The organism is Klebsiella quasivariicola (assembly GCF_002269255.1).
Taxonomy (GTDB): Bacteria; Pseudomonadota; Gammaproteobacteria; order Enterobacterales; family Enterobacteriaceae; genus Klebsiella; species Klebsiella quasivariicola.
The window spans coordinates 3202638-3225612 of the sequence record NZ_CP022823.1 but is presented as its reverse complement, the minus strand read 5'-3'; the positions used below and the strand labels follow the sequence as shown (position 1 = coordinate 3225612).

The following is a 22975-nucleotide window of genomic DNA, read 5'->3' as shown; positions in this document are numbered from 1 at the left end:
CCGCCTGGCGCGATGCCAGGCGGCTGATGGTCAGGCGGTTTTGGTCGCCGCCTTCAGACTCTGGACGAAGGCTTTCAGTTCGTCGAGCATGATCTGCGGCTCATCGAGGTGGCGTTCGATGATTTTGACGATGGCGGAACCGGAGATAGCCCCGGCGGCCCCGGCGTCAATGGCGGCGCTCACCTGCTCCGGCGCGGAGATACCAAAGCCCTGCAGCGGCGGTGCGGCGTGATATTCCGCCAGCTTCTCCACCAGGTGGTGTAGCGGTAGCGCGGCGCGATTTTCCGCACCCGTCACCCCGGCACGCGACAGCAGATAGGTGTAGCCGCGGCCATAAGAGGCAATCTGGCGCAGTAAATCGTCATCCGCATTGGGCGGGCAGATGAAAATCGGCGCGATATTATGGCGCATCGCCGCCTGGCGGAACGGGGCGGACTCTTCCACCGGCACGTCGGCCACCAGCACCGAGTCGACGCCGACGCGTTCGCACTGGGCATAGAACGCATCGATGCCCGGGCTGAAGACGAGGTTGGCATACATCAGCAGGCCGATTGGGATGGTCGGATGCTTCTGGCGGATCGCCGCCAGCATCTCGAAGCACTGCGCCGGGGTGACCCCCGCGGCGAAGGCGCGCAGGGCTGCGCCCTGGATGGTCGGGCCGTCTGCCAGCGGGTCGGAGAAGGGGATCCCCAGCTCCAGGGCATCGGCGCCGCCTTCGATCAGCGCATCGATAATTTTCAGCGACTGCTCCGGTCCCGGATCGCCGAGGGTGACAAAGGGAACGAAGGCGCCTTCCTGGCGGCTTTTCAGTTGGGCAAACAGCGTCTCATAGCGTTCCATCAGATTTCCCCTCGCGCTTTCAGGATGTCGTGTACGGTGAAAATGTCTTTGTCGCCGCGGCCGGAGAGGTTAACCACCAGCAGCTGCTCTTTTTCCGGGTTCTCGCGCATCATCTTCAGCGCGTGGGCCAGAGCGTGAGAGGACTCCAGCGCCGGGATAATCCCTTCGTGGCGGGAGAGCGCTTTAAACGCATCCAGCGCTTCGTCGTCGGTGATCGACACATAGTCAGCGCGACCGGTGCTGTTCAGAAACGCGTGCTGCGGCCCAACGGACGGGAAGTCCAGCCCGGCGGAAATGGAGTAAGACTCTTCGATCTGGCCGTCGGCGGTTTGCATCATCGGCGACTTCATACCGAAGTAGATCCCCACGCGGCCATGCTTCAGCGGCGCGCCGTGCTCGCCGCTCTCGATACCGTGCCCGGCCGGTTCCACGCCGATCAGGCCGACGTTGGTTTCATCAATAAAGTCGGCAAACATGCCGATGGCGTTTGACCCACCGCCAACGCAGGCGATCACCGCGTCCGGCAGACGTCCCTCTTTTTCGAGGATCTGCGCTTTAGTCTCTTCGCCAATCATGCGCTGGAATTCACGTACAATGGTCGGGAACGGATGCGGACCGGCGGCGGTGCCCAGCATATAGTGCGCCTTCTCGTAGCTACCAGACCAGTCGCGCAGCGCCTCATTACAGGCATCTTTCAGCGTGGCGGAGCCGCTGTGCACCGGGATCACCTCGGCGCCCATCAGGCGCATACGGAAGACGTTCGGCGACTGGCGCTCGACGTCCTTGGCGCCCATGTAGATACGGCATTTCAGGCCGAGCAGGGCGCTGGCCAGCGCTGAGGCGACCCCGTGCTGACCGGCGCCGGTCTCGGCGATAATTTCGGTTTTGCCCATCCGTTTGGCCAGCAGGGCCTGGCCCAGCACCTGGTTGGTTTTGTGCGCGCCGCCGTGCAGCAGATCTTCGCGTTTCAGATACAGGGTGGTGCGGGTGCCTTCGGTCAGATTCCGGCATTTGGTCAGGGCCGTCGGACGACCGGCGTAGTTTTTCAGCAGGTCGGTGAATTCCGCCTGAAAGGCCGGGTCCTTCTGCGCGCTGACAAAAGCCTCTTCCAGCTGGCGCAGGGCGGGCATCAGGATCTGCGGCACATACATGCCGCCGAATTCGCCGAAATAGGGGTTCAGTAAAGTGCTCATTATTGCTCCTTAATATGCGCGCAGCGTCTGGAATACGGAGGCCAGCTTGCTGGCGTCTTTAATCCCGGGTTGCGACTCTACGCCTGAATTGAAATCGAGTCCGGCACAGCCGCTTTTGGCCGCTTCCACACAGTTATCCGCCCCCAGGCCGCCCGCCAGCATGACGTTGCGCAGATCCTGACCCTGCAGCAGGCTCCAGTCAAAGCGCTGGCCACTGCCGCCCTGGCCGTTGTCCAGCAGGTATTTGTCGACATGGCGGAGCGTACGGGCCGGGAAAGTTTCGCCAACGCTCAGTGCTTTCCAGATGCGGACATTGTCCGTGAGGGCGTCGCGCAGCGCGTCGATATAGGCCTGGTCTTCATCACCGTGCAGTTGCACGGCGGCCAGCCCCAGAGCCTGTGCGCGGGCGACCACCTCGTCCAGCGGCGCATTGCGAAAGACGCCGACGTACTGCAGCGGCGCAGCGGCGATCACCGCTTTGGCCTGGGCATCATTCACCGCCCGCGGCGAGGTCGGGACAAAAATCAGGCCACCGTAGATGGCGCCAGACTCCCAGGCCACCTGGGCATCCTGCGGGCGCGTGAGGCCGCACACTTTGTTCTCGCCGAGCAGTACGCGTTTGACCGCCGCGTCCAGATCCGCCTGCTCCATCAGGGCGGAGCCGATCAGGAAGCCGTTGGCGAAGTGGCTCAGCTCGCGCACTTCAGCATAGGTATGGATGCCGGATTCGCTGATCACCGTGACATCCGGGCCGAGACGCGCCGCCAGCTGACGGGTGCGGTTAAGGTCAATCGACATATCGCGCAGGTCGCGGTTGTTAATACCCACCACCTTGGCCTTCAGGACGATAGCGCGCTCCAGCTCCTCTTCATTGCTGACTTCGGTCAGCACGCCCATATTCAGGCTGTGCGCGACCGCGGAGAGCTGGCGGTACTGCTCATCGTCGAGTACCGAGAGCATCAGCAGGCAGGCGTCGGCCTGATAGTAGCGCGCCAGGTAGATCTGGTAAGGGTCGATGGTGAAGTCCTTACACAGGATCGGCTGCGGCGCGACCTTGCTGACGATCGGCAGAAAATCGAAACTGCCCTGGAAATATTTCTCATCACACAGCACCGAGATCGCCGAGGCGTAGTGCTTGTAGATACTGGCGATCGCCGCCGGGTCGAAATCCTCGCGAATCAACCCCTTCGACGGCGAGGCCTTTTTGCACTCGAGAATAAACGCGGTGCGGGTGCCGGCCAGCGCATCATAGAAATTGCGCTGCGTCGGGACCACTTCATTCTGAAAACTGGCTAACGGTTGTTGTTGTTTGCGGGCTTCCACCCAAATCGCTTTGTCGGCAACGATTTTTGCTAAAACGGTTTGCATTCTTTACCCTCTTGCCGCTAAGGCGGTCACTCTGTCATAGGCCGCGCCGCTGTGCAGCACATCCAGTACCTGCTGAGCGTTAGCTTTCAGATCTTCATGCCCGTGTAAACGCATCAACATGGCGACGTTGGCGGCGACGGCGGCTTCGTGAGCGGCTTCACCTTTACCTTGTAGCAAGCGCGTCAGAATGTCACGGTTTTCTTCCGGGGTGCCGCCCGCCAGCTGCGCCTGATGGTAAGGCGTCAGGCCGAAGTCGTCGGCGGTTAGCTGATAGCTTTTAATTTCCCCGTTATGCAGTTCGGCCACCACCGTAGGCGCATGCAGCGAGACTTCATCCATCCCACCGCTGTGCACCACCGCCGCGCGCTGATATCCCAGCACGCGCAGGGTCTCGGCGATCGGCAGCACCAGTTCCGGGCTGTAGACGCCAATCAGCGCCAGCGGCGGATGCGCCGGATTGATCAGCGGCCCCAGCACGTTGAACAGGGTGCGGGTCTTCAACTGCTGGCGGACCGGCATCGCATGGCGGAAACCGGTGTGGTATTTCGGCGCGAACAGGAAGCAGACGCCCAGCTCATCGAGCGCAGTGCGGGATTTATCGGCGTTCATATCGAGATTAATGCCGAAGGCTGCCAGCAGGTCAGAAGAGCCTGATTTACTAGAGACGCTGCGGTTGCCGTGTTTTGCCACTTTTAACCCGCAGGCGGCGGCGACAAAGGCGCTGGCGGTGGAGATATTGATGCTGTTGCTGCCGTCGCCACCGGTGCCGACGATATCGGCAAACAGGTAGTCCGGGCGCGGGAACGGCGCGGCGTTTTCCAGCAGCGCGGTGGCGGCGCCGGCAATTTCCTGCGGCTGCTCGCCGCGCACTTTCATACTGACCAGCGCGGCGGCCAGTTGCTCAGGCTTCACTTCGCCGCGCACGACGGCGGAGAACAGCTGGTGGCTCTCCTGCTGGCTCAGGGTTTCCGCCTGGTACAGCTTCTCGAGGATCGGCTGGAGGGTGTTGGTATGCTCCAGCTTCTGCAGCGCCCAGGCCAGGGTCTGCTCCAGCAGGCGTGCGCCCTGGGTAGTGAGGATCGATTCCGGATGGAACTGGAAGCCGCACACCCGGTCCGCGTCATGACGCACGGCCATCACCATACCGTTGAAATTGGCGTTAATCGTCAGCCCGGCGGGAATGTTGCTGCCGACCAGCGAGTGGTAGCGCGCCACCGGCAGCGGGTTAGCCAGACCGGCAAACATCGCCTGGCCGTCGTGCTCAATGCTGGAGGCTTTGCCATGCAGGATCTCGCCCGCCTGGCCGACATAGCCGCCGTAGGCTTCGACAATGGCCTGATGGCCAAGACAGATGCCGATGATCGGCAGCTTGCCGCGCATACGGGTCAGCAGCTCCGGCATGCAGCCAGCTTCGCTCGGCGTACCCGGGCCCGGGGAGAGCATCAGCACCGGGTTGTCCATGGTGCCCAGACGCTCAATCAGCGCCTGCGCCGGGACGGAGTTGCGATAAATCACCACGTTATGGCCGTTGGCCCGCAGCTGGTCTGCCAGGTTATAGGTGAAAGAATCGATATTATCGAGCAGCAGAATGTCAGCCATCAGAAAATCTCCTTCGCGTGATGGGCCTGGGCAATGGCGCGCAGCACCGCGCGGGCTTTATTTCGGGTCTCATCCGCTTCCGACTGAGGAACCGAGTCGAGCACAATGCCGGCGCCGGCCTGGACGGTAGCGATACCCTCCTGAACATAGGCGGAACGGATGACGATGCAGGTATCGAGGTCGCCGTGGGCGGTGAAATAGCCCACCGCGCCGCCGTAGCTGCCGCGGCGTTTACCTTCGGCGGCGGCAATCAGCTGCATAGCGCGAACCTTCGGCGCGCCGCTGAGGGTGCCCATGTTCATGCAGGCGCGATAGGCGTGGAGGACGTCGAGATCCTGACGCAGTTCGCCGACCACGCGGGAGACCAGATGCATCACGAAGGAGTAGCGGTCAACCTTGGTTAAATCGGCGACATAGCGGCTGCCCGGGGTGCAGATGCGCGCCAGGTCATTACGCGCCAGGTCCACCAGCATCAGGTGTTCGGAAAGCTCTTTATGGTCGGTGCGCATTTCCAGTTCGATGCGGCTGTCAAGATCGCGATCCAGCGAGCCGTCGGCGCGACGGCCGCGTGGCCGCGTGCCGGCGATGGGGTAGATCTCAATCTGACGGCTAACGGCATCATACTTCAGCGAACTTTCCGGCGAGGCGCCGAACAGGGTGAAATCGTTGTCCTGCATAAAGAACATGTACGGGCTGGGGTTGCTCTTTTTCAGCACATCATAAGCGGCCAGCGGCGACGGGCAGGGCAGCGAGAAGCGACGGGAAGGAACCACCTGAAAGATTTCCCCGGCGCGGATCGCACGCTGCATTTTACGCACCACCGCGCCGTACTCTTCATCGCTCTGGTCAACGTCGCAGCGCATTTCGGCCACGGTGGTGACCGGCAGCGGCGCCGGTGGCTCGTTCAGCTGCTGACGCAGTTGGCTGAGGCGTTGCTCCAGGCGCTGCTTTTCACTCTCCAGTGGGGTGAAGAGACTGGCCTGAATGCGGGTATGCTTGGTCTGATGGTCGATGACCAGCAGGGTTTCCGCCAGGTAGAAGCAGTAGTCCGGGCAGGCGGTGTCGCTTTGCAACTGCGGGAGATCTTCAAAACCGGCCACCAGGTCATAGGCGAACAGGCCGCCGAAGAACATCGCTTCGCGCTCGTGAGCCGGAACGGTCACCAGCTCCTGCAGGAGACGGAAGGCGTCAAACACTGACAGCGAACAGAGGCGGGCGTCTTCATCGAGCAGGGCGCTGACCGCCGGGAAGGTCAGAATGCGACCGTTGGGCTGGCGCTGATTGGCGATCCCGGAAGGCAGCGCGCCGTCCAGCAGTTCCAGCAGCGCGGCGCCGTTGGCGGAGAGGGCCTGAATAGTGACAGTGTCACCAAGAGCGGTGATGCGCAGCGCGCTGTCGACCAGCAGCAGGCTTTTTAAGTCATTTTTACTGTCGATGTCAGCCGATTCCAGCAGCAGCGTGGCCGGACGGGCGCCGCACAGTTGGTGGAATAACGCCGTCGGGTTCTCCCGGTAGATGGCGTCGCTGGTGAGAAGCTCGAGTGCCGGTTTGGATGTTTGCATTATTGTTCTCGCCTGTTCGTATTATTTTTGTCCAATAAAAAGCCCGCTCATTGGCGGGCCGGGTATCTGTATGCTGAATGCAAAACGCGATCACGCCGCCCGTTGTCAGGAGGTGCGCCACCAGCTGTGCAGAGTGATAATGTGCTTTTTCATCGTGATACCCCTTCATGTGAACTTGCGTACTAGTTAACTAGTTCGATGGAATAAAGTCAACCCTTGTTTGCAGATTTTCTCTGCCTGTCGGTATGATAATGCGCTTATTTACCTTGAAGTCCAGCAGGAGTCCTTTTGAGCGACAGCCAATACGCAGTGATTTACGATCTGCACAGCCACACCACCGCCTCTGACGGGCGGCTGACTCCGCAGGAACTGGTCCACCGCGCCCATGAGATGCGCGTTGGCACCCTGGCGATCACTGACCATGACAGCGTGGCGGCGATCCCGGCGGCGCGGGAAGAGATCGCCCGCGCCGGATTACCCTTAACGCTGGTGAATGGCGTCGAGATTTCCACCCTCTGGGAGAACCATGAGATTCATATTGTGGGTCTCAATATTGATATTGCGCACCCGGCGATGACCGCCCTGCTGGAGGAGCAGAAAGCGCGGCGCCAGCTGCGCGGCCAGATGATTGCCGAGCGCCTGGAGAAGGCGCGCATCCCCGGCGCCTGGGAAGGGGCGCTGCGCCTGGCGGACGGTGGCGCCGTCACCCGCGGCCATTTTGCCCGTTTTCTGGTAGAGGCCGGCCACGCGAAAAACATGGCGGAGGTCTTCAAAAAATACCTTGCCCGTGGGAAAACCGGTTACGTGCCGCCGCAGTGGTGTACAATAAAACAAGCGATTGATGTCATTCATCATTCTGGCGGCAAGGCGGTGATAGCCCATCCCGGGCGCTACGATCTTTCCGCCAAGTGGCTGAAGCGGTTGTTGGCCCACTTTAGCGAGCAGGGCGGTGACGCTATGGAAGTGGCCCAGTGTCAGCAGGCGCCCCATGAGCGTGCCCAGCTGGCCGCCCTGGCCGTGCAGTTTGGTCTTCTGGCGTCGCAGGGGTCCGATTTTCATCAGCCCTGCGCGTGGATCGAGCTTGGCCGTAAGCTCTGGCTTCCTGCCGGCGTGGAAGGCGTCTGGCACAGCTGGGAAACGGCCGCCGAATAAAAATTGAGAGGGAAGTATGAGCCAGTTTTTTTATATCCATCCGGATAATCCGCAGGCGCGGTTGATTAACCAGGCGGTGGAGATTGTGCGTAAGGGCGGGGTGATCGTTTATCCAACCGACTCCGGCTACGCGCTGGGCTGCAAAATTGAAGATAAGGGCGCGATGGAGCGGATTTGCCGCATTCGTCAGCTGCCGGACGGCCACAACTTCACCCTGATGTGCCGCGACCTGTCCGAGCTGTCGACCTATGCCTTTGTCGACAACGTGGCGTTTCGCCTGATGAAAAACAACACCCCGGGCAACTACACCTTTATCCTTAAGGGGACCAAAGAAGTGCCGCGCCGGCTGCTGCAGGAGAAGCGTAAAACCATCGGCATGCGCGTCCCGTCTAACCCTATTGCTCAGGCGTTGCTCGAGACTTTAGGCGAGCCGATGCTCTCCACCTCGCTGATGCTGCCCGGCAGCGACTTTACCGAATCCGACCCGGAAGAGATCAAAGATCGTCTGGAGAAGGTGGTGGACCTCATCATTCACGGCGGTTTCCTTGGGCAGCAGCCGACCACGGTTATCGACCTGACGGAAGATACCCCGGTGGTGCTGCGCGAAGGCGTCGGCGACGTGAGGCCGTTTCTCTAATCGTGTTCGCCGGGCGGTGAATCATACACCGCCCGGCGCTCCACGTTTTCTCCCTGACGGTACGACCGTCATCCACAGTGCCAGACAGACCAGCAGCGCGCCGAGAATCAATTCTTCCTCGAGGGTCTCTTTGAGGCACAGATAGCCCCACAGCACCGCAAAAGGTGGGATCAAAAAGGTCACGGACAGCGAACGCAGCGGTCCTATATCGGCAATCAGGCGGAAATAGAGAATATACCCTGCCGCCGTGCAGACCACGCCCAGCATGACTATCGCTATCCACGGAAAACTCTGCCGCCAGTCTACCGCTGGCCCATGCCAGCAGGACCAGAGAAAGAAAGGGAACAGAAACAGCGTAGCGCCGACCTGGCTACCCAGCGCGACGCGCTCAGCCTCAAGGCCGCCCCGCTGCTGGATCCAGCGGCGGGTCAGAAAGCCGGCCAGGCCGTAACAGGCGGTCGCGATCAGGCAGGCGCCGATCCCCGGCAGCAGGAGAGCGGCGCTAAGGCTGGACGTTGGGCGCGCGATCACCGCCACGCCAATGGCGCCCAGTATCGCGCCGCCGCCTTTACGCACGGTTAACGGTTCTGCAAAGCATAACGCGCCGATAAGCATTCCCATCATCGGCGCCGTGGCGTTGAGCGTGGCGGAGTACCCCGCCGGCAGCCACTGCGCGGCCAGGCAGTACATCAGAAAAGGAAGACCGGAGTTAATGACCCCCAGCTTCAGAGTGGAGATGAATTTTCCCTGATACCCGCTCCATTTCCCCTGCGCACCGAGTAACAGCCCAAGCGCGATAGCGGCGAACAACACGCGGAGAAAGGCGCTGTTCACCGCCCCGAAGGCCGGGGTGGTGATGCGCATAAACAGAAAGCTGGCGCCCCAGAGGGCGGCGAGCAGCAGCAGGCGGCCATAGTCGATAACACGCATGATTGACTCCTTGTAGTCACGAAGGAAATCTACTGTAGGGTTCACGTGCAGGGGCCGACAAACGCGTTATGCTTACATGATTAAGTTTTTCTTAACTGAGGTTCTCTCTACATGAAACTTCCGCCGCTGAATGCGCTGCGCTGCTTTGAGGCGGCGGCGCGACTGCTCAGCCTGAAGCTGGCCGCCAGTGAGCTTTGCGTAACGCCCAGCGCCGTTAGTCAACAGATTGCCCGCCTGGAGGAAGCGCTAAATACCCCGCTTTTTATTCGTACTCCCCGACAGTTACAGTTAACGGCGGTGGGGGCGATCTACCTGCGGGCTATTCAGCCCGCGTTTATCCAGATAGCCGCCGCCACCCAGCGCCTGCAGGTGCATACCGCCCCGGAAAAGGTGATGCTCAGCTGTACCAGCGGATTTGCCATTCAATGGTTGCTACCGCGGCTGGCTGATTTTGAACGGCGCTACCCGCAGATAGAGATCCAGATCGGCACCACCAACCGGCGAGTGGATTTGCTGAGCGAAGGGATCGATTTTGCCGTGCGTCATGGGCCCGGCGGCTGGCCGGAACTACAGGCTTACCGCCTGCTGGATGACGACCTGATGCCGGTATGCAGCCCGCAGCTGATTGCTCCGCGCCGGACCCTTAGCGACGCGAGCGATCTACTGCATTATCCGCTGTTGCATGATGAACATCGTGAAGACTGGGCGCTGTGGTGCGAGGCCGTGGGGCTGGAGGCGGATCACGCGCGGCGCGGGCCGGTGTTCATTGATTCCAACGGCGTGATGGAGGCGGCGCTTGCCGGGATGGGAATGGCATTACTGCGGCGCTCGTTCATAGCGCCAGCGCTGGCGCAGGGACGTCTGGTTAATCCCCTGGCGCAGCCCATCGCCTGCCCGCTTGCCTATTATCTGGTTTACCACGAGACCGCGCTGCTGGCGCCTGCCAATCGCTGTTTTCGCGACTGGCTGTTGGCTATGGCAGAGAAGGGGCGTAACGAGGGGACCCCTCTTTCTGGCAAAGACGGACAAGTGCGAGAATGCCCAGGAGAATAAGGAAAATCTGTTCCATACTCAAGGCGCGGTGCGGCGAACAGAAGCTTTCCCGATGAAGTTAGTGTAGTATGTTCGGCCACGAATACGGGCTCGCGGTGAATGTGCTGAACGCGCCGACGAGACTTTACGTTAAAAGTATATACGTAACAATGAGTTGTCTGTTCTGGCCTCATTGTTTCATAAAGCATACCAGACGCCTGGGAAGGCGACACCTTAAGGAAGCTCAATGAGCGAGAAACTGCAAAAAGTGCTGGCCCGCGCCGGCCACGGCTCCCGCCGTGAAATTGAAGCGAAAATCGAAGCTGGCCGCGTCAGCGTCGATGGCAAAATCGCCACCCTCGGCGATCGTGTAGAAATTGTCCCTGGGTTAAAAATTCGTATCGATGGTCATCTGATCTCGGTGAAAGAGTCTGCCGAGCAGATCTGCCGCGTGCTGGCTTACTATAAGCCGGAAGGCGAGCTCTGTACCCGTAACGATCCGGAAGGGCGCCCGACGGTGTTCGACCGTCTGCCTAAACTGCGCGGCGCGCGCTGGATTGCCGTTGGTCGTCTGGACGTGAATACCTGCGGCCTGCTGCTGTTCACCACCGATGGTGAACTGGCCAACCGCCTGATGCACCCGAGCCGTGAAGTCGAGCGTGAGTACGCCGTTCGCGTTTTCGGCCAGGTGGATGAGGATAAGCTGCGCCAGCTGTCGCGCGGCGTACAGTTAGAAGATGGTCCGGCAGCATTTAAAACCATCAAATTCACCGGCGGTGAAGGGATTAACCAGTGGTACAACGTCACCCTGACCGAAGGGCGTAACCGCGAAGTGCGTCGCCTGTGGGAAGCGGTCGGCGTGCAGGTCAGCCGTCTGATCCGCGTGCGCTACGGCGACATTCTGCTGCCGAAAGGCCTGCCGCGCGGCGGTTATACCGAGCTGGACCTGGCGCAGACCAACTACCTGCGCGAGCTGGTGGAGCTGACGCCGGAAACCAGCTCTAAGGTTGCCGTTGAGAAAGACCGTCGGCGGTTGAAAGCCAATCAGATCCGTCGGGCGGTGAAGCGTCACAGCCAGACCAGCGCTAATCCGCGCCAGGGTAACAACAGCAACCGTCGTTCCAGTACCCGCAATAAGACTAACGGTTAATATTATGCGTTCCGGTGGCTTGCCGCCGGAACGCGTACTTCTTTTCGCCGTATCAGGCCCTCAGTAGTCAATCCCCATCTGCGCTTTAATCCCGGCATCAAACGCATGCTTGACCGGGCGCAGTTCGCTGACGGTATCCGCCAGTTCAATAATATCGCGATGACAGCCGCGGCCGGTGATGATCACCGACTGATGGGCAGGACGCTCACGCAGGGCGCTCAGCACCGACTCCAGTGGCAGGTAATCGTACGCCACCATGTAAGTCAGCTCATCCAACAGCACCAGATCGAGCTGGTCGTCAGCGAGCATACGGCGGGCATGCTCCCAGACCGCCAGGCAGGCGGCAGTATCGCTGTCGCGGTCCTGGGTGTTCCAGGTGAAACCGGTGGCCATCACCTGAAATTCGACGCCGTGAGGTTCCAGCAGGTTACGCTCGCCGTTAGGCCAGGTCCCTTTGATAAACTGGATCACGCCGACTTTTTTGCCATGACCGACGGCACGGGTCGCGGTGCCAAAGGCGGCGGTGGTTTTACCTTTACCGTTGCCGGTAAAGACCATCACAATGCCGCGTTCGTCCTGGGCTGCCGCCACCCGGGCGTCAACTTTATCTTTCAGCCGCTGCTGGCGTTCGCGGTAGCGTTCTTCACTCATTGGGCAATTCCTGGTTTGCGTCCCGGTTGGGCGTCGAAGGTCATTCCCGTCTTGCGGCGACTGTCGTCGCCCATCAGCCACAGATAGACGGGCATGATGTCAGCGGGGGTTTTCAGTTTCAGCGGATCTTCCGTCGGGAACGCGCTGGCGCGCATCCCGGTGCGAGTGCCGCCGGGGTTGATGCAGTTCACCCGCAGGTGGCGGCTTTGATACTCGTCGGCCAGCACCTGCATCATCCCTTCGGTGGCGAATTTTGAAACCGCATAGGCTCCCCAGTTAGCGCGGCCCTGACGACCGACGCTGGACGAGGTAAAGACCAGCGAACCCGCATCCGAACGGAGTAATAAAGGAAGAAGCGCCTGGGTCAGCATAAAAGTGCCATTGACGTTCACCTGCATCACCTGCTGCCAGACCTCCGGCTTCTGCTCGTCCATGGGACAGATGTCGCCGAGCAGGCCGGCGTTGTGCAGCACGCCGTCAAGGCGGGGATAATGCATGCCGATCTGCTGCGCCAGCTGCTGGCACGCCTGCGGCGTGCAGGTCAGCAGGTCGAGGGTAAACCAGCGAGGGGGAATGCCGCCCTCGCGCTCGATTTCCTGGGCGACGGCGCGCAGTTTTTCGTCGTTGCGGCCCAGCAGAATCACGCTGGCGCTGTAGCGGGCGTAGGTCAGGGCCGCTTCACGACCAATCCCGTCGCTGGCGCCGGTGACCAGGATGATGCGATCTTTCAGCAAGTGGCGTTGCGGTTGATAATGCACGGCGACTCCTTGGGCGATCGGTTCCCGATCGCGCTTCATCTTTGGTATCTCACTTTTGCGCTGTTATGCCTGAAAGCGTCCATCATTGCAATCGGCGAAGCGGAAAGTATTCACAAAATTAATATCTTGCAACGATTTCAGCCTCGCTGAAAAAAACGGGAATCCGCTGCGCAGAGGACACAAAGCACAAAGACTTCTCGCCAGCGGCTGAGGTACACTGTGCAGCAACGTCAGTGCTTTACACAAGGTGAAAACGTGGAATTACTTGCTCAGTACGGCTTATTTTTGGCCAAGATCGCGACCGTCGTTGTCGCTATCGCGGTGATTGCCGCTATTATCGTCAACCTCGCTCAGCGCAAGAAGCAGCGCGGCGAGCTGCGGGTGACTAATCTTAGCGAGCATTATAAAGAGATGAAGGAATCGCTGGCGGTGGCGCTGCTGGACGGCCCGCAGCAGAAGCAGTGGCATAAGGCGCAGAAGAAAAAGCAAAAACAAGAGGCGAAGGCGGCCAAAGCGCGGGCGAAGTTGGGTAATGCCGAGCCAGAAGGCAAGCCGCGCGCCTGGGTGCTGGATTTCAAAGGCAGTATGGATGCTCATGAGGTCAATAGCCTGCGGGAAGAGATCACCGCGGTGCTGGCGGCGGCGAAAGCGCGCGACCAGGTAGTTATTCGTCTGGAAAGCCCTGGCGGGGTGGTACATGGCTACGGGCTGGCGGCTTCTCAGCTGCAGCGCTTGCGCGACAAACAGATCCCGCTGACGGTGGCGGTCGACAAAGTGGCGGCCAGCGGCGGCTATATGATGGCCTGCGTGGCGAACAAGATTGTCTCGGCGCCGTTTGCGATTCTTGGGTCAATTGGTGTGGTGGCGCAGATCCCGAACCTGCACCGCTTCCTGAAGAACAAAGATATTGATATCGAACTGCACACCGCCGGACAGTACAAACGGACGCTCACTCTGCTGGGTGAAAACACCGAAGAAGGGCGGCGCAAGTTCCGTGAGGATCTCAATGAGACGCACCATTTGTTCAAGGATTTTGTCCATCGGATGCGTCCGGGGCTTGATATTGAACAGGTGGCCACCGGCGAGCACTGGTATGGGGTACAGGCGCTGGAGAAAGGGTTGGTCGATGCGGTTGAAACCAGCGACGAGCTGCTGCTGGGGCTGATGGAGAGCCACGAGGTGATCGGGGTGCGCTATCAACAGCGCAAGAAAATGCTCGATCGTTTTACCGGTAGCGCGGCGGAGAGCGCTGACAGATTACTGCTACGCTGGTGGCAGCGCGGTCAGAAACCGCTGATGTAAATGACATAACGCGAGGCCTGACCTCGCGTTATTGTTTTCACCGGTCTTAATCGACCAGGTGGTATTTGTCCGACAGCTCGTGAGCGAGATACTTAAACATGTTAAATACCGCTGTACTCTTCGGCGTCGGTAGTCCCTGCTCATCAAGATAAAACTCACCGCTAAACACCAGGACATTGTTGCGCTGAACGACGTCGGTGGCTTCGATACCGGCTAACGTATCCTCATGTTCACGAATAAGTTTATTGGCTTTTTCGAGCAGCGTCTGGCGATCGATTGGTTGGGTTGTACCTTGCATAACGGACTCCTCTTTTTCTCCGCGCGTAGTGTACGCCGCGCGGCGGCGTGGGGCAAATTTTCCATGGACAAAACAGGGGTAATCGTAACCAGTGGAGAAACAGCCGTTTACTGGCGGGATTTGCTTTTGCATGCTAATAAAGTTGCGTAACGAATTTTATCAGGTACAGTGTGACGCTTTCGGCGATCTGGCAACAGATTTGCTTGACATTCGGCCAAAAATTCTTCGTGCTATGTCACCTGACGAAAAAAAGTCAGCAAACTCAAGCGCCTGGTTTTACGGAGATGAAACGGGTGTTCAGGGTTGATATTCACCGACGGTGCCGCAACATATGAGGCAGTCGCCAGTGGAGGGTGTATGAATGTGCGATGTATTCCTGGATGAATCAAATTAGGTAAAGGTGAATATGGGTAAAGCTCTCGTTATCGTTGAGTCCCCGGCAAAAGCCAAAACGATCAATAAGTATCTGGGTAATGACTACGTGGTGAAATCCAGCGTCGGTCATATCCGCGATTTGCCGACCAGTGGATCAGCTTCCAAAAAGAGCGCCGACTCTACCGCCACCAAAGGGGCTAAAAAGCCTAAAAAGGATGAACGTGGTGCTCTGGTTAACCGCATGGGCGTGGACCCATGGCATGACTGGAATGCGCACTATGAAGTACTTCCGGGTAAAGAAAAGGTAGTTTCAGAACTCAAACAGTTGGCGGAAAAAGCTGACCACATCTATCTCGCAACCGACCTTGACCGCGAAGGGGAAGCCATTGCGTGGCACCTGCGGGAAGTGATCGGCGGCGATGAACAGCGTTACAGCCGCGTGGTGTTCAATGAGATCACCAAAAACGCGATTCGTCAGGCCTTCGAAAAGCCGGGCGAACTGAATATCGATCGGGTTAACGCCCAGCAGGCGCGCCGCTTTATGGACCGCGTGGTGGGCTATATGGTCTCGCCGCTGCTGTGGAAAAAAATTGCCCGCGGTCTTTCTGCCGGGCGCGTGCAGTCCGTTGCGGTCCGCCTGGTGGTGGAGCGTGAGCGTGAAATCAAGGCGTTCGTCCCGGAAGAGTACTGGGAAGTCGATGCCAGCACCACCACGCCGGGCGGCGACGCGCTGCCGCTGCAGGTGACGCATAAAGGCGATAAGCCGTTCCGTCCGGTCAGCCGTGATGAGACCATGGCGGCGGTATCGTTGCTGGAAAAAGCCAGCTACAGCGTGCTGGAGCGGGAAGACAAGCCGACCAGCAGCAAGCCGGGCGCCCCGTTCATTACCTCCACGCTGCAGCAGGCGGCCAGCACCCGTCTTGGCTTCGGCGTGAAAAAAACCATGATGATGGCTCAGCGTCTTTATGAGGCCGGTCACATCACCTATATGCGTACCGACTCCACCAACCTGAGTCAGGACGCGCTGAACATGGTCCGCGGCTATATCAGCGATAAATTCGGCAAAAAGTACCTGCCGGAGAGCGCTAACCAGTACGCCAGCAAGGAAAACTCGCAGGAAGCGCACGAAGCGATTCGTCCTTCTGACGTGAATGTCCTGGCGGAAACGCTGAAAGATATGGAAGCGGATGCGCAGAAACTGTATCAGCTGATCTGGCGCCAGTTTGTCGCCTGTCAGATGACGCCGGCGCAGTATGACTCCACGACGCTGACCGTAGCGGCGGGTGATTTCAAACTGAAAGCGCGCGGTCGTACCTTACGTTTTGACGGCTGGACAAAAGTCATGCCGGCCCTGCGCAAGGGCGATGAAGACCGGACGCTGCCGGTGGTCAAACAGGGCGACAGCCTGAGCCTGGTGGAGCTGACGCCTGCGCAGCACTTTACCAAGCCGCCAGCACGCTTCAGCGAAGCCTCGCTGGTGAAAGAGCTGGAAAAACGCGGCATCGGCCGTCCGTCGACCTACGCGTCGATCATCTCGACCATTCAGGATCGCGGCTACGTGCGGGTGGAAAACCGTCGTTTCTACGCAGAGAAAATGGGCGAGATCGTCACCGACCGGCTGGAAGAAAACTTCCGCGATCTGATGAACTATGACTTCACTGCGCAGATGGAAGATCGTCTCGACCAGGTGGCCAACCACCAGGCCGAGTGGAAAGAGGTGCTGAACCACTTCTTCGGCGATTTTACCACCCAGCTGGAGACGGCGGAGAAAGATCCGGAAGAGGGCGGCATGCAGCCGAACCCGATGGTGCTTACCAGCATCGACTGCCCAACCTGTGGACGTAAAATGGGTATTCGTACCGCCAGCACCGGCGTTTTCCTCGGCTGTTCGGGTTATGCCCTGCCGCCGAAAGAGCGGTGCAAAACCACCATCAACCTGGTGCCGGAAAACGAAGTCCTCAACGTACTGGAAGGCGATGACGCGGAAACTAACGCCCTGCGTGCTAAACGTCGCTGCCAGAAGTGCGGGACGGCGATGGACAGCTACCTTATCGATCCCAAGCGTAAACTGCACGTCTGTGGTAATAACCCGACCTGCGACGGCTACGAAATTGAAGAGGGCGAGTTCCGCATCAAGGGCTATGACGGCCCGGTGGTGGAGTGCGAGAAGTGCGGTTCTGAAATGCACCTGAAAATGGGGCGTTTCGGTAAGTACATGGCCTGTACCAACGACGAGTGTAAGAACACGCGTAAGATCCTGCGCAATGGCGAAGTGGCTCCGCCGAAGGAAGATCCGGTCCCGCTGCCGGAGCTGCCGTGCGAGAAGTCTGACGCTTATTTCGTCCTGCGTGACGGGGCGGCGGGGGTCTTCCTGGCGGCCAACACGTTCCCGAAATCACGGGAAACGCGTGCGCCGCTGGTGGAAGAGCTGTACCGCTTCCGCGATCGTCTGCCGGAAAAACTGCGCTATCTTGCCGATGCGCCGCAGCAGGATCCGGAAGGCAATAAAACGCTGGTACGCTTTAGCCGTAAAACGAAGCAGCAGTATGTCGCCTCCGAAAAAGAGGGTAAAGCGACTGGCTGGTCAGCCTTCTTTATCGACGGTAAATGGACGGAAGCTAAAAAGTAATGGCGTTCGTTCGGGCAGGAAAAGCACGCTTTTCCTGCTCCTCCGACCGGCAGAGATAGCGGATATCTCTGCCGTGTCGTTTCCCCCTTCCGCATGGGTTTTTTGCCCCTTATAACCACCTATATTATTTTTCGTTAGTGTCTATACACTGTAGATATAAATGATATAGTGGTTATAGTTAATCCCTTTTTTATTATTAAAACGTCTTATACATCATCGCTTTCAGGATGCGTTGCGGCGCCACTATGGCCAACTGCCGGTAGACCCGGGTCTTCACAGCCGACAAGTTGCCTGAACGTAAAGTGTATTAAGCGGCTTCATTTTACGCGCAAACGGATATCAGCCATGAAACTACAACAGCTTCGCTACATCGTTGAGGTGGTTAACCATAACCTGAATGTTTCATCCACCGCCGAAGGGCTTTATACCTCCCAGCCGGGCATCAGTAAGCAGGTCCGCATGCTGGAAGATGAGCTGGGCATCCAGATTTTTGCCCGCAGCGGCAAACATTTAACCCAGGTGACACCGGCCGGGCAGGAGATCATCCGCATCGCCCGCGAGGTGTTGTCGAAAGTCGATGCTATCAAATCTGTCGCCGGGGAGCATACCTGGCCTGATAAAGGCTCGCTGTATGTGGCGACCACCCATACCCAGGCGCGCTACGCATTGCCTGGGGTGATCAAAGGCTTCATTGAGCGTTATCCGCGCGTCTCGCTGCATATGCATCAGGGCTCGCCGACCCAGATTGCGGAGGCGGTCTCAAAAGGTAACGCCGACTTCGCTATCGCCACCGAGGCGCTGCATCTGTATGACGATCTGGTGATGTTGCCGTGCTATCACTGGAACCGCTCGATTGTGGTCACGCCTGAGCATCCTCTGGCGGCGAAGGGTTCGGTATCCATAGAGGAACTGGCGCAGTATCCACTGGTGACTTACACCTTTGGCTTTACCGGCCGTTCCGAACTGGACACCGCGTTTAATCGTGCGGGTCTGACGCCACGCATTGTCTTTACCGCCACTGACGCCGATGTTATCAAGACCTATGTTCGTCTGGGGCTTGGGGTCGGGGTGATCGCCAGCATGGCGGTGGACCCGGTTTCGGACCCGGATCTGGTGAAGCTGGATGCGAACGGTATTTTCAGCCACAGCACCACTAAAATTGGTTTCCGCCGTAGCACCTTTTTACGCAGCTATATGTATGATTTTATTCAACGCTTTGCCCCTCATCTGACCCGCGATGTGGTAGATACCGCCGTGGCGTTGCGCTCGAATGAAGATATTGAAGCGATGTTCAAAGATATAAAACTTCCGGAAAAATAACCCTGATAAAAATAATGGCATTCCCGGTGGGGAGTGCCATTTACTATCATGGCCCTTATTTAACGATGTAAACCTCGAACCAATCACAAAATTAATAAATTCTGGTAACACGTTTGCCATTATGCCCGCCGCGATCAAATAACCGGTTAAATATATACCATCAAGCCTAAATTCACTGGATTAATCTTTTATCCATAATTAAGATTTATCTGTACCTGATGATTTGAGCAATTGGTGGTGACAATATGATAAGTAATATCGATTACATGAAACTGGCGATGTCATACGAGAATGACAAAACCGAAATCGATCCCGTTCTGCGTAGTCGCGTATGGGGCGTAGTGTTGGTGGGGCTGGCGATGTTCTGGAGCATCATTGCGCTCACCATCTGCAACATCTGGATTGTCAGCTAAAGCTGTAGGTCATCGTTGTAGATACATGTCATTTTTATGACAGTGAAAGGAAACCGTAATATAAAATTAGTGACCGGCAATACAGGGAGAATATATTTTGCCGCGGGATTTATCCAACCAGAAACCTCTCATAAGAGCTAATCATCCTTCGTTGACAGATTAGCTCTTTTTTTGTCCTCATGTACTAATACAATATCGCCTTTAACCACCTCTTTGCACTATTTTGGTGCCTTTTCGCCGGTATTAAGATAATTCCCGTTTCAGGACCTGCGCCCTCCCGGCATTTAGCAATTTGGGTTGTTATCAAAGTGTTATGCTCAGCATGTGTTATCTTTAATGGAGACCCTGAGGAGAATCAGGGTATGCCATCCCTGAGATAAAGGAGGAGCTATGTCGTCAACCCTACGAGAAGCCAGTAAGGACACGCTACAGGTTAACGAGAAAACCTGGCACTACTACAGTCTGCCGTTAGCGGAAAAACAGCTGGGTGATATCAGTCGGCTGCCCAAATCGCTGAAGGTGCTGATGGAAAACCTGCTGCGCTGGCAGGACGGTGACTCGGTAACTGAAGAAGATATTCGTGCCCTGGCCGGCTGGCTGCAACAGGCCCATGCCGACCGGGAGATTGCCTATCGTCCGGCTCGCGTCCTGATGCAGGACTTTACCGGCGTGCCGGCGGTGGTGGATCTGGCCGCGATGCGCGAGGCGGTGAAACGCCTGGGCGGCGATACGGCGAAGGTCAATCCCCTGTCACCTGTTGACCTGGTGATCGACCACTCAGTGACCGTCGACCGTTTCGGCGATGATGAAGCCTTCGAAGACAACGTCCGTCTGGAAATGGAACGCAACCACGAGCGCTACGCGTTTCTGCGCTGGGGGCAGCAGGCCTTTAGCCGCTTCAGCGTGGTGCCGCCGGGAACCGGGATATGCCACCAGGTCAACCTTGAATACCTGGGTCGCGCGGTGTGGAGCGAGGAAGTCAATGGCCAGTGGATGGCGTGGCCGGATACCCTGGTGGGTACGGACTCCCATACCACCATGATTAATGGTCTCGGCGTGCTTGGCTGGGGCGTCGGCGGGATTGAGGCGGAAGCCGCCATGCTGGGTCAGCCGGTGTCGATGCTGATCCCGGATGTGGTGGGCTTTAAACTCAGCGGTAAACTGCGCGAAGGTATCACCGCCACCGACCTGGTATTGACCGTTACCCAGATGCTGCGCCAGCATGGTGTCGTCGGCAAATTTGTTGAATTCTACGGCGACGGGCTGGATACCTTACCCCTGGCCGACCGCGCGACCATCGCCAATATGGCGCCGGAGTATGGCGCCACCTGCGGCTTCTTCCCAATCGATGACGTGACGCTCAGCTATATGCGTCTCAGCGGTCGTAGCGAAGAGCAGGTCGCGCTGGTGGAAGCGTATGCCAAAGCGCAGGGAATGTGGCGCCAGCCTGGCGATGAGCCGGTGTTTACCAGCACCCTGGCACTGGATATGAGCAGCGTTGAGGCGAGCCTCGCCGGGCCGAAGCGGCCGCAGGATCGCGTGGCCTTAGGCGATGTGCCGAAAGCTTTTGCCGCCAGCGGTGAACTGGAGGTCAACCATCTGCAGCGTCAGCGCCAGCCGGTGGATTATACGCTGAACGGGCATCACTACTCGCTGCCGGATGGCGCCGTAGCCATTGCGGCAATCACCTCCTGCACCAATACCTCCAACCCCAGCGTGCTGATGGCCGCCGGTCTGCTGGCGAAAAAAGCCGTCGAACGTGGCCTGCAGCCGCAGCCCTGGGTAAAAGCGTCTCTGGCTCCAGGCTCGAAAGTCGTGTCAGATTATCTGGCTCATGCCGGCCTGACGCCTTACCTCGACCAGCTCGGCTTTAATCTGGTGGGATATGGCTGTACCACCTGTATCGGTAACTCCGGTCCGTTGCCGGAACCGATTGAAGAGGCGATCAAAAAGGGCGACCTGACCGTCGGGGCGGTGCTCTCCGGCAACCGTAACTTCGAAGGACGCATCCATCCGCTGGTGAAAACCAACTGGCTGGCCTCTCCTCCACTGGTGGTCGCTTACGCCCTGGCGGGGAACATGAATATCGACCTCACCCGCGAGCCGTTGGGGCAGGGTAAGAATGGCGAGCCGGTTTATCTGAAAGATATCTGGCCGAGCGGGGAGGAGATTGCCCTCGCGGTGGAACAGGTCTCCACCGAAATGTTCCGCAAAGAGTACGCGGAAGTGTTTTCCGGTACTGAGGAGTGGAAAGCAATCAAGGTGGAGGCGTCAGATACCTATGACTGGCAGGAGGACTCGACTTATATTCGCCTGTCGCCGTTCTTTGACGAGATGGGCGTCGAGCCGCTGCCGGTGGAGGATATTCATGGTGCGCGGATCCTCGCTATGCTGGGCGATTCAGTGACCACTGACCACATTTCGCCGGCGGGGAGCATCAAAGCCGATAGTCCGGCTGGTCGCTATTTGCAGGAGCATGGGGTTGCCCGGCGCGACTTTAACTCCTACGGTTCCCGTCGCGGTAACCATGAGGTGATGATGCGCGGCACTTTCGCCAATATCCGCATTCGCAACGAGATGGTGCCAGGCGTGGAAGGCGGCATGACCCGCCATTTGCCAGACCGCGAACCGGTGGCGATCTACGATGCGGCGATGCGGTATAAAGCCGAAGGCATACCGCTGGCGGTGATCGCTGGTAAGGAGTATGGGTCAGGTTCCAGCCGTGACTGGGCGGCCAAGGGGCCGCGCCTGCTGGGGATCCGGGTGGTGATCGCCGAATCCTTCGAACGTATCCACCGCTCCAACCTGATCGGAATGGGCATTTTGCCGCTGGAGTTCCCGCAAGGTGTGACCCGTAAAACGCTGCAGTTGACCGGGGAGGAGCGGATTGATATCAGCAACCTGCAGTCGCTTCAGCCTGGCGCGACGGTGCCGGTCACGGTTACGCGGGCTGACGGCACGCAGGACGTGATCCCGTGTCGGTGCCGTATCGACACTGCGACCGAGCTGACCTACTACCGCAACGACGGTATCCTGCACTACGTCATCCGTAATATGCTGTAAAGCAAAGGGCCAGCATCGCTGGCCCTTTCTCTTTGGTTACACCGGTTTATTCCGCCGGCTTGCTGTTCAGCAGATGACCCATCTTGGCGGCTTTGGTGTCCAGATAGTGAGCGTTTTTCGGGTTGCGTCCGACGATCAGCGGAACGCGCTCCACGATGTTGATCCCGGCTTCGGTAAGAATTTCCACTTTTTTCGGGTTATTGGTTAATAACCGCACCTGCTCAACGTTGAGCAGTTTGAACATATCGGCGCACAGGGTGAAGTCGCGCTCATCGGCGGCGAAGCCAAGCTGATGGTTCGCCTCAACGGTGTCATAGCCCTGGTCCTGCAGCGCGTAGGCGCGAATTTTATTCAATAACCCAATGTTGCGTCCTTCCTGGCGATGATAGAGCAGGATCCCCCGGCCCTCTTCAGCGATATGCGACAGAGCCGCCTCCAGTTGAAAGCCGCAATCACAGCGCAGGCTAAACAGGGCATCGCCGGTCAGGCATTCTGAATGTACTCGGGCCAGAACGGGCGTCTGCCCTGAAATATCGCCATAAACCAGCGCGACATGATCCTGTCCGGTTGCCAGTTCTTCAAAACCCACCATCAGGAAATCGCCCCAGGGGGTTGGCAGTTTGGCTTCTGCCACACGTTTAAGCTGCATGTGATTCTCCAGATTCTGTCAGCACCTGAATGTGCTTTCTGTTTACCGCTATTT

19 protein-coding genes and 1 other annotated feature are annotated in these 22975 nt (G+C 58.4%); of the genes, 9 read left to right on the top strand and 10 right to left on the bottom strand.

The genetic code is table 11. The features are described 5' to 3' along the window. Positions 1-30: 30 nt before the first annotated feature. The 5 genes from trpA to B8P98_RS16040 are packed head-to-tail and all read right to left on the bottom strand — an operon-like array spanning position 31 to position 6562. Positions 31-840, bottom strand: a complete 810-nt coding sequence (gene trpA, locus B8P98_RS16060; RefSeq protein WP_025714294.1) for a tryptophan synthase subunit alpha — start codon at positions 838-840, stop codon at positions 31-33. Next, positions 840-2033 carry a tryptophan synthase subunit beta gene (gene trpB / locus B8P98_RS16055; RefSeq protein ID WP_012542059.1) on the bottom strand — a complete coding sequence of 398 codons (1194 nt, stop codon included), beginning with the start codon at positions 2031-2033 and terminating at the stop codon, positions 840-842. Before trpB ends, trpA begins: the two co-directional genes overlap by 1 nt. A 9-nt stretch (positions 2034-2042) precedes the next feature. Then, positions 2043-3401, bottom strand: coding sequence for a bifunctional indole-3-glycerol-phosphate synthase TrpC/phosphoribosylanthranilate isomerase TrpF (trpCF, locus tag B8P98_RS16050; RefSeq protein WP_025714295.1), 1359 nt, complete (start codon positions 3399-3401; stop codon positions 2043-2045). A 3-nt stretch (positions 3402-3404) separates the two neighbouring features. Further along, entirely contained in the window at positions 3405-5000 is a 1596-nt protein-coding gene (gene trpD, locus B8P98_RS16045) for a bifunctional anthranilate synthase glutamate amidotransferase component TrpG/anthranilate phosphoribosyltransferase TrpD (RefSeq protein ID WP_021312925.1), read from the bottom strand. After that, positions 5000-6562: an anthranilate synthase component 1 gene (locus tag B8P98_RS16040; RefSeq protein ID WP_025714296.1), complete on the bottom strand. Its 1563-nt coding sequence runs from the start codon at positions 6560-6562 to the stop codon at positions 5000-5002. Before B8P98_RS16040 ends, trpD begins: the two co-directional genes overlap by 1 nt. A 33-nt stretch (positions 6563-6595) precedes the next feature. Then, positions 6596-6691, bottom strand: a sequence feature (Trp leader region). A gap of 159 nt (positions 6692-6850) precedes the next feature. On the opposite strand from B8P98_RS16040, the gene rnm reads away from it, so the two are divergent. Both rnm and B8P98_RS16030 read left to right on the top strand, forming a co-directional pair. After that, the gene (gene rnm / locus B8P98_RS16035) at positions 6851-7714 is read left to right on the top strand and encodes an RNase RNM (protein ID WP_025714297.1); all 864 of its coding nucleotides are present in this window, start codon (positions 6851-6853) and stop codon (positions 7712-7714) included. 16 nt (positions 7715-7730) lie between these two features. After that, positions 7731-8351 carry an L-threonylcarbamoyladenylate synthase gene (locus tag B8P98_RS16030; RefSeq protein ID WP_002901738.1) on the top strand — a complete coding sequence of 207 codons (621 nt, stop codon included), beginning with the start codon at positions 7731-7733 and terminating at the stop codon, positions 8349-8351. Between the two features lie 21 nt (positions 8352-8372). Here the strand turns inward: B8P98_RS16030 and B8P98_RS16025 are convergent, their stop codons facing one another. Continuing rightward, a complete protein-coding gene (locus B8P98_RS16025) occupies positions 8373-9281 on the bottom strand; it encodes a DMT family transporter (protein ID WP_025714298.1) in 909 nt (302 codons plus the stop codon). Positions 9282-9392: 111 nt separating this feature from the next. On the opposite strand from B8P98_RS16025, the gene gcvA reads away from it, so the two are divergent. After that, positions 9393-10334 (top strand): transcriptional regulator GcvA, encoded by a 942-nt coding sequence (gene gcvA, locus B8P98_RS16020; protein WP_080924383.1) that lies wholly within the window; start codon positions 9393-9395, stop codon positions 10332-10334. Positions 10335-10560: 226 nt separating this feature from the next. Next, positions 10561-11463, top strand: coding sequence for a 23S rRNA pseudouridine(2605) synthase RluB (rluB, locus tag B8P98_RS16015; RefSeq protein ID WP_004203870.1), 903 nt, complete (start codon positions 10561-10563; stop codon positions 11461-11463). A gap of 60 nt (positions 11464-11523) precedes the next feature. Here the strand turns inward: rluB and cobO are convergent, their stop codons facing one another. Together cobO and B8P98_RS16005 are read right to left on the bottom strand one after the other, a co-directional pair. Then, positions 11524-12114 carry a cob(I)yrinic acid a,c-diamide adenosyltransferase gene (gene cobO / locus B8P98_RS16010; protein WP_025714300.1) on the bottom strand — a complete coding sequence of 197 codons (591 nt, stop codon included), beginning with the start codon at positions 12112-12114 and terminating at the stop codon, positions 11524-11526. Further along, positions 12111-12872 carry a YciK family oxidoreductase gene (locus B8P98_RS16005; protein WP_025714301.1) on the bottom strand — a complete coding sequence of 254 codons (762 nt, stop codon included), beginning with the start codon at positions 12870-12872 and terminating at the stop codon, positions 12111-12113. The genes cobO and B8P98_RS16005 overlap by 4 nt, the downstream gene beginning before the upstream one ends. Positions 12873-13127: 255 nt before the next feature. Between B8P98_RS16005 and sohB the strand changes: the two genes are divergently transcribed. Then, a complete protein-coding gene (gene sohB, locus B8P98_RS15995; protein ID WP_025714302.1) occupies positions 13128-14174 on the top strand; it encodes a protease SohB in 1047 nt (348 codons plus the stop codon). Positions 14175-14220: 46 nt separating this feature from the next. Here the strand turns inward: sohB and B8P98_RS15990 are convergent, their stop codons facing one another. Then, positions 14221-14472, bottom strand: a complete 252-nt coding sequence (locus tag B8P98_RS15990; protein ID WP_002901761.1) for a YciN family protein — start codon at positions 14470-14472, stop codon at positions 14221-14223. 406 nt (positions 14473-14878) lie between these two features. Between B8P98_RS15990 and topA the strand changes: the two genes are divergently transcribed. From topA to acnA, 4 genes are all read left to right on the top strand, one after another. Further along, the gene (topA, locus tag B8P98_RS15985; protein WP_025714303.1) at positions 14879-17476 is read left to right on the top strand and encodes a type I DNA topoisomerase; all 2598 of its coding nucleotides are present in this window, start codon (positions 14879-14881) and stop codon (positions 17474-17476) included. Positions 17477-17821: 345 nt separating this feature from the next. After that, positions 17822-18796, top strand: coding sequence for an HTH-type transcriptional regulator CysB (gene cysB / locus B8P98_RS15980; protein WP_008807786.1), 975 nt, complete (start codon positions 17822-17824; stop codon positions 18794-18796). Between the two features lie 245 nt (positions 18797-19041). After that, complete coding sequence (locus B8P98_RS15975; RefSeq protein ID WP_002901776.1) at positions 19042-19209, top strand: YmiA family putative membrane protein; 168 nt, start codon at positions 19042-19044, stop codon at positions 19207-19209. Between the two features lie 390 nt (positions 19210-19599). Further along, positions 19600-22272 carry an aconitate hydratase AcnA gene (acnA, locus tag B8P98_RS15970; RefSeq protein ID WP_025714304.1) on the top strand — a complete coding sequence of 891 codons (2673 nt, stop codon included), beginning with the start codon at positions 19600-19602 and terminating at the stop codon, positions 22270-22272. A gap of 46 nt (positions 22273-22318) precedes the next feature. Here acnA and ribA read toward each other — a convergent pair whose 3' ends face one another. Then, positions 22319-22921: a GTP cyclohydrolase II gene (ribA, locus tag B8P98_RS15965; protein ID WP_025714305.1), complete on the bottom strand. Its 603-nt coding sequence runs from the start codon at positions 22919-22921 to the stop codon at positions 22319-22321. Positions 22922-22975: the final 54 nt, after the last annotated feature.